This is a genomic window from Lactobacillus gigeriorum DSM 23908 = CRBIP 24.85 (genome assembly GCF_000296855.1).
In the GTDB taxonomy this organism is placed as follows: Bacteria; Bacillota; Bacilli; order Lactobacillales; family Lactobacillaceae; genus Lactobacillus; species Lactobacillus gigeriorum.
In genome coordinates, this window is sequence record NZ_CAKC01000002.1 from 45458 (window position 1) to 51951 (window position 6494).

Genomic DNA, 6494 nt, shown 5'->3' on the forward strand with positions numbered 1-6494 from the left:
AAAGTAGGTTTATATGAGCACAATAAAAATATCCAAATTATCATTTGCATATGAAGGAAGTAGCAAAGAAATTTTTCAACAGTTTGATTTGAATATTGATTCTAGTTGGAAATTAGGCTTAGTGGGGCGCAATGGAAGAGGAAAGACCACATTTTTAAACTTGCTACTTGGAAAATTAACAGGGACCGGGAAAATTTTTTCAACTTTAAAGTTTAATTATTTTCCTCAAAATATATCTGACCCAGAAAATCTTACCATATATGAATTGCAAGAACTTGCTACAGTTGAACAATGGGAGCTCGAACGTGAGTTAACGCTTTTGCATCTAGATACAGCTTTGCTATGGCAACCATTTTCCTCTTTAAGTGGTGGTGAAAAAACTAAAATGCTATTAGCTTTAGCATTTGCTGATAAGGATGGATTTCCTTTACTTGATGAGCCAACCAATCATCTTGATGAAGCATCACGTGAACATGTAGCTAATTATCTGCAGCATCATCATTCTGGCTATATTTTAGTTAGTCATGATCGTGCATTTTTGAATCAAACTACTGATCATACTTTAGCAATTGAAAATCAAGAAATTCATCTGTATCAAGGAAATTTTGAACAATATGAAGAAGTAAAGCGACTTCGTGATGAATATAATCAAGCAAAGAACGAACGTTTAAAAGGAGAGATAAGCAGGTTGACGCAGGTCCGTGGCAATTATAAGGACTGGTCACACACTATTGAAAATCAAAAGAAAAGTGGCCAAAAAACAGCTCATGTTATCAACCGTCGTACCCAATTAAATAAAGGTGCTATTGGCCATAAGGCAGAAAAAATGATGCGTAAAGCTATGAATGTCGAACGTAGAATCGAAAAAAATATTGCTGAAAAACAGGGATTGATGACTAATATTGAGGAGTCACCAATGTTAACAATGAACTTTGTTCCTGATCATCATCATACCTTGTTGCCCTGCAAAAATTTCAAATTGCAATATGACGATGATAAAACTGCTTTATTTGAAAACCAAACATTTTTAATTAATAATCATGAAATTACAGCAATTATTGGGTCAAATGGAGTGGGTAAGACGTCACTGCTAAAAAATATATTTAGCAATAGTGAAAACTTGACTCGAACGGGAGAATTAAATCTTGTCGAAGATTTGAAAATATCATATTTACCGCAAGAATTTTCTAAGTATTGTGGCAAATTGGAGGAATTTGCCGAACAACATCAGCTTTCTTATGAAATGCTACTTAACAATTTAAAAAAGATGGGTTTTCCAAGAGAAGATTTTGCTTTACGAATCGAAGAGATGAGCATGGGTCAACAAAAGCGTGTAGCAATTGCTAAATCATTGACTGAAGAAGCTAACTTATATCTTTGGGATGAGCCGGCAAATTATTTAGATGTATTTAATCAAGATCAGTTAATTAAGCTTCTGAAAGAAATAAAACCTGCGATGATTCTGATTGAACATGACAAATATTTTGTCGATCAAGTAGCTGACCAAATTATCGCTTTGAAAAAAATTGAAAAAATTTAGCAGTCCTCTTGCTTTTTTGCTAATATTTAGTATCATAGTATTTGTTAGCACCTGGAAGGTTAGAGTGCTAAAAGTGAGGGCGATATTTATGTTGACCGAGCGTCAAGAATTAATTTTAAAAACAATAATTCAAGATTTTACTAAAAAACATGAGCCAGTTGGTTCAAAAACAGTGATGAGTCAACTTCCAATTAAAGTTTCAAGTGCAACTATTCGAAATGAAATGGCGGTACTTGAAGATAAAGGTTTAATTGAGAAGACTCATTCATCAAGTGGACGAGTTCCATCTAGTGATGGATATCGTTACTATCTTGATCATTTGGTTGAACCACTTCAATTGCCTGAAGCGGTTTATCAAAAGATTGTTTATCAATTAGATCGACCTTTTCATCAAGTAAATGAGATCGTTCAAGAAGCTGCTAAAATTTTGTCAGATTTGACTAATTACACGGCTTTTGCTGAAGGTCCAGAAAGCTATGATGTGATGGTTACTGGGTTTAGAATTGTTCCATTATCTAGGAGACAGATCATGGCAATTCTCGTAACTAGCGATGGTAATATTCAAAATCAAATTTATGCTTTACCTCATCATATTCATGGGGATGAAATTGAAAAAGCCGTTCGAATGATCAATGATGAGTTGGTAGGAAAGACTTTAAAGCAAATCACACCGACACTGTTGAAAAAACTATCGTTACAGCAAATTGGTGGCGAACATGCTAGTGACTTATTGAGCCTTGTTCAAGATGTTATTAAGGATGCTGCCAGCGAACAAATGTATGTTGATGGACAGATAAATTTGCTTAATAATAGTTCATTGAACAACGTTAAAGATATTAGATCATTGTATGAATTAGTAGGGCATGATGATTTAATGTCATCATTAATGGATTCTAGCTCATTTGATGATTCAGGATCCTATCCAATAAAAGTTAGACTTGGCTCAGAACTTCCCAATGATTTATTAAAGGATTATAGTCTATTGACAGCGGAATATAACGTAGGAGAGCATGGTAAAGGAACAATTGCCTTGCTCGGGCCAACCAATATGCCGTATTCAGAAATGATAGGATTACTTGAATATTTTAGAAATGAATTAGCAAAAAAACTAATGGATTATTACGGAAGGTTTCAATAATAGAGGGAGGCTAATGTGAGTAAAGAAGAATTTCCAAGCGAAAAAGATTTAGATCAAAAAGTAGCTAAGGTTGAGGATGCTGAAGAGGCAAAAAATGCTTCTGAGGAGCGAGTAGATTCAGATGCAAAAACTACTGATACAGAATCAGAAGTAGTAGCTTTAACGAAGAAAATAGCTGACCTTGAAGAAAAAAATCAACAATTAGAAGATAAGTATTTAAGAAGCGAAGCTGAAATTCAAAATGCACAAAATCGATATGCTAAGGAACGTGCTCAGTTAATTAAGTATGAGTCACAAAGCTTGGCTAAAGATATCTTGCCAGCAATGGATAATTTGGAACGAGCTTTAAGTGTTGAAGCAGACGATGATGCTTCAAGACAATTGAAAAAGGGCGTTCAAATGACACTTGATGCGCTAGTCAAGTCAATGCAAGATCATGGCATTGTTGAAATTGAAGCAGATGGCGCTAAGTTTGATCCGACATTGCATCAAGCTGTACAAACTGTTGCAGCGGAGAATGATGATCAAAAAGATTGCGTCATTCAAGTCCTACAAAAGGGATATCAATATAAAGATCGGACTTTAAGACCAGCAATGGTTGTTGTCGCACAATAGAAGGGAAGAATACTAAATGTCAAAAGTAATCGGAATTGACTTAGGTACTACTAACTCCGCTGTAGCGGTTTTAGAAGGTAAAGAACCAAAGATTATTACTAATCCAGAAGGAAATAGAACTACTCCATCAGTGGTTGCTTTTAAAGATGGTGAAATTCAAGTTGGTGAAGTTGCAAAACGTCAAGCAATCACTAACCCTAACACTATTGTTTCTATTAAGCGTCACATGGGTGAAGGTGATTACAAGGTAAAAGTTGGCGATAAGGAATACACTCCACAAGAAATCTCAGCATTTATTTTGCAATACATTAAGAAGTTCTCAGAAGATTATTTAGGTGAAGAAGTAACTGATGCTGTTATCACCGTACCTGCATACTTTAATGACGCTCAACGTCAAGCTACTAAAGATGCTGGTAAGATTGCTGGTTTGAATGTTCAAAGAATTATTAACGAACCAACGGCTTCATCACTTGCATATGGACTAGATAAAGACGAAAACGATGAAACTGTTTTAGTTTACGACCTTGGTGGTGGTACTTTCGACGTTTCAGTTCTTCAATTGGGTGATGGTGTCTTCCAAGTATTATCAACTAATGGTGACACTGAACTTGGTGGTGATGACTTTGATAAGCGCATCATGGATTGGTTGATTGAAAACTTCAAGAATGACAACGGTGTTGACTTGTCTAAAGACAAGATGGCAATGCAACGTTTGAAGGATGCTTCAGAAAAAGCTAAGAAAGATCTTTCAGGTGTATCTTCAACTCACATTTCATTGCCATTCATCTCAGCTGGTGAATCAGGTCCTCTTCACCTTGAAGCAGACTTAACTCGTGCTAAGTTTGAAGAATTAACTGATGACTTGGTTCAAAAGACCAAAGTTCCATTCGATAATGCATTGAGAGATGCGGGTCTTACTGTAAATGATATTGATAAAGTTATTTTGAATGGTGGTTCAACTCGTATTCCTGCAGTTCAAAAAGCTGTTAAGGAATGGGCTGGCAAAGAACCTGACCACTCAATTAACCCTGATGAAGCAGTTGCTTTAGGTGCTGCAATTCAAGGTGGTGTTATTTCTGGTGATGTTAAGGATATCGTATTGCTTGATGTTACTCCACTTTCATTAGGTATTGAAACTATGGGTGGTGTCTTCACCAAGTTGATCGACCGTAACACTACTATCCCAACTTCAAAGAGTCAAATCTTCTCAACCGCGGCTGATAATCAACCTGCAGTTGATGTTCACGTATTGCAAGGTGAACGCCCAATGGCAGCAGATGACAAGACTCTTGGTCGCTTCCAATTAACCGATATTCCACCTGCACCACGTGGTGTTCCTCAAATTCAAGTTACTTTTGATATCGACAAGAACGGTATTGTAAATGTATCTGCTAAGGATATGGGAACTGGTAAGGAACAAAAGATTACTATTAAGAGTTCATCTGGTTTATCTGATGAAGAAATCAAGCGGATGCAAAAAGACGCTGAAGAACATGCAGAAGAAGATAAGAAGCGTAAAGAAGAAGCTGATCTGCGTAACGAAGTTGATCAATTGATCTTTACTGCTGAAAAGACTCTTAAGGAAACTAAGGATAAAGTTCCAGCTGATGAAACTAAGAAGGTTCAAGATGCTCTTGATGCCCTTAAGAAGGCTAAGGAAGACAACAATTTGGACGAAATGAAGGCTAAGAAGGATGAATTGTCACAGGCTGCTCAAGATTTAGCAGTTAAGCTCTACCAACAAAATGGTGGTGCTCAAGGTGCTGCTGGACAAGCTGGTCCTCAAGGTGGCAACCCTAACCCAGACAATGGCCCTCAAGATGGAACTTTCCACAAAGTAGACCCAGAGAAGTAAAGAGTTTATAATTTAAATAACCTATTAAGAAAAGAACTGCTTAAGGGTAGTTCTTTTCTTTTCAATGTAAGGAGTTTAAATTTTGGCACAAGAAGACTATTACAAGATCCTTGGAGTTGATCGTAATGCTAGCGATCAAGATATTAGCAAGGCATATCGTAAATTAGCAAAGAAGTATCACCCTGATTTGAACCATGAGCCGGGTGCTGAACAAAAATATAAGGATGTAAACGAAGCCTATGAGGTACTCCACGATAAACAAAAGCGTGCACAATATGATCAATTTGGTGCAGCTGGTGTAAATGGTCAAGCTGGATTTGGTGGTCAAGGAGCTTATGGTGGCTTTGGAGGCCAAGGTTTCGGAGACTTTGGTGATATCTTTAGTGACATTTTTGGAAGTAGCTTCGGTGGTGGGCGTCGCCGTGCTAATCCAACTGATCCAGTTCGTGGTCAGGATTTAGACTACACGCTTACGATTGATTTCATGGATGCAATTAAAGGTAAGAAGACTCAAGTTAGTTACACACGTAGTGAGACTTGTGAAACTTGTCATGGAACAGGTGCTGAAAAGGGCACACATCCTATTACTTGTGATAAATGTCGTGGTACTGGATATATGACAGTAACTCAACAATCAGCATTTGGTGTGATTCAGCGACAAGTTGTCTGTGACAAGTGTCAAGGAAAAGGTGCTATTATTGAGCATCCTTGCCAAACTTGTCATGGTCAAGGGGTTATTGATCGTAAGAATACAATTGAAGTAGAAATTCCAGCAGGTATTGATAATGGTCAACAACTTCGCTATCAAGGTCAGGGTGAAGCAGGTCGAAATGGTGGCCCTTATGGTGATCTTTATATTAATTACCGCATTACGCCATCAAATGAGTTTGAACGTCGAGGAACGACTATTTATACTACTGTTCCAATTTCTTTCGCACAAGCAACTCTAGGCGATGAAATTGAGATCAAAACAGTTCATGGCTCAACTAAATTGAAGATCCCTGCAGGAACTCAGCCAAACAAGAAATTTACCATTCATGGTCAAGGTGTTCCTTACCTTCGTGGTGGTGGAAATGGTGATCAAATCACTACTGTTGAGGTCAAGATTCCTAAACAAGTAAATGAAAAACAAAGAGAAGCTTTGGTAGAATTTGTCAAAGCTAGTGGTGAATCAATTACCCCACAAGGAAAAGGCTTCTTTGAACGCCTGAAAGAAAAACTTAGTGGTGAAGAATAGCCATAACCTAAGAAGGCATTGAAAATAATAGCTAAGTGTAAAATAATTTGCGGTAAGGTAAAGAACAAATGAAAAAGGAGTCAAATCCCCCTAGGGACTTGACTCCAAA

Annotated in this window: 5 protein-coding genes; all 5 read left to right on the forward strand. The window is 37.2% G+C overall.

Translation table 11 applies throughout. The features are described from left to right. Window positions 1-13: 13 nt before the first annotated feature. The 5 genes from abc-f (at window position 14) to dnaJ (ending at window position 6385) form a co-directional block, all read left to right on the forward strand. Window positions 14-1540, forward strand: coding sequence for a ribosomal protection-like ABC-F family protein (abc-f, locus tag BN52_RS00595; RefSeq protein WP_008472090.1), 1527 nt, complete (start codon window positions 14-16; stop codon window positions 1538-1540). 88 nt (window positions 1541-1628) lie between these two features. After that, window positions 1629-2678 carry a heat-inducible transcriptional repressor HrcA gene (gene hrcA, locus BN52_RS00600; RefSeq protein ID WP_008472091.1) on the forward strand — a complete coding sequence of 350 codons (1050 nt, stop codon included), beginning with the start codon at window positions 1629-1631 and terminating at the stop codon, window positions 2676-2678. 15 nt (window positions 2679-2693) lie between these two features. After that, complete coding sequence (grpE, locus tag BN52_RS00605) at window positions 2694-3293, forward strand: nucleotide exchange factor GrpE (protein WP_008472092.1); 600 nt, start codon at window positions 2694-2696, stop codon at window positions 3291-3293. A gap of 16 nt (window positions 3294-3309) precedes the next feature. Further along, on the forward strand, window positions 3310-5148 hold the full coding sequence (gene dnaK / locus BN52_RS00610) for a molecular chaperone DnaK (protein WP_008472093.1): 1839 nt from the start codon (window positions 3310-3312) through the stop codon (window positions 5146-5148). An 82-nt stretch (window positions 5149-5230) separates the two neighbouring features. Further along, the gene (gene dnaJ, locus BN52_RS00615) at window positions 5231-6385 is read left to right on the forward strand and encodes a molecular chaperone DnaJ (RefSeq protein WP_008472094.1); all 1155 of its coding nucleotides are present in this window, start codon (window positions 5231-5233) and stop codon (window positions 6383-6385) included. Window positions 6386-6494 lie beyond the last annotated feature (109 nt).

Bases quoted from the DNA above. Each gene is read 5' to 3' on its own strand.
- hrcA (WP_008472091.1), top strand. From the start codon at position 1,629: ATGTTGACCGAGCGTCAAGAATTAATTTTAAAAACAATAATTCAAGAT.
- dnaK (WP_008472093.1), top strand. From the start codon at position 3,310: ATGTCAAAAGTAATCGGAATTGACTTAGGTACTACTAACTCCGCTGTA.
- abc-f (WP_008472090.1), top strand. From the start codon at position 14: ATGAGCACAATAAAAATATCCAAATTATCATTTGCATATGAAGGAAGT.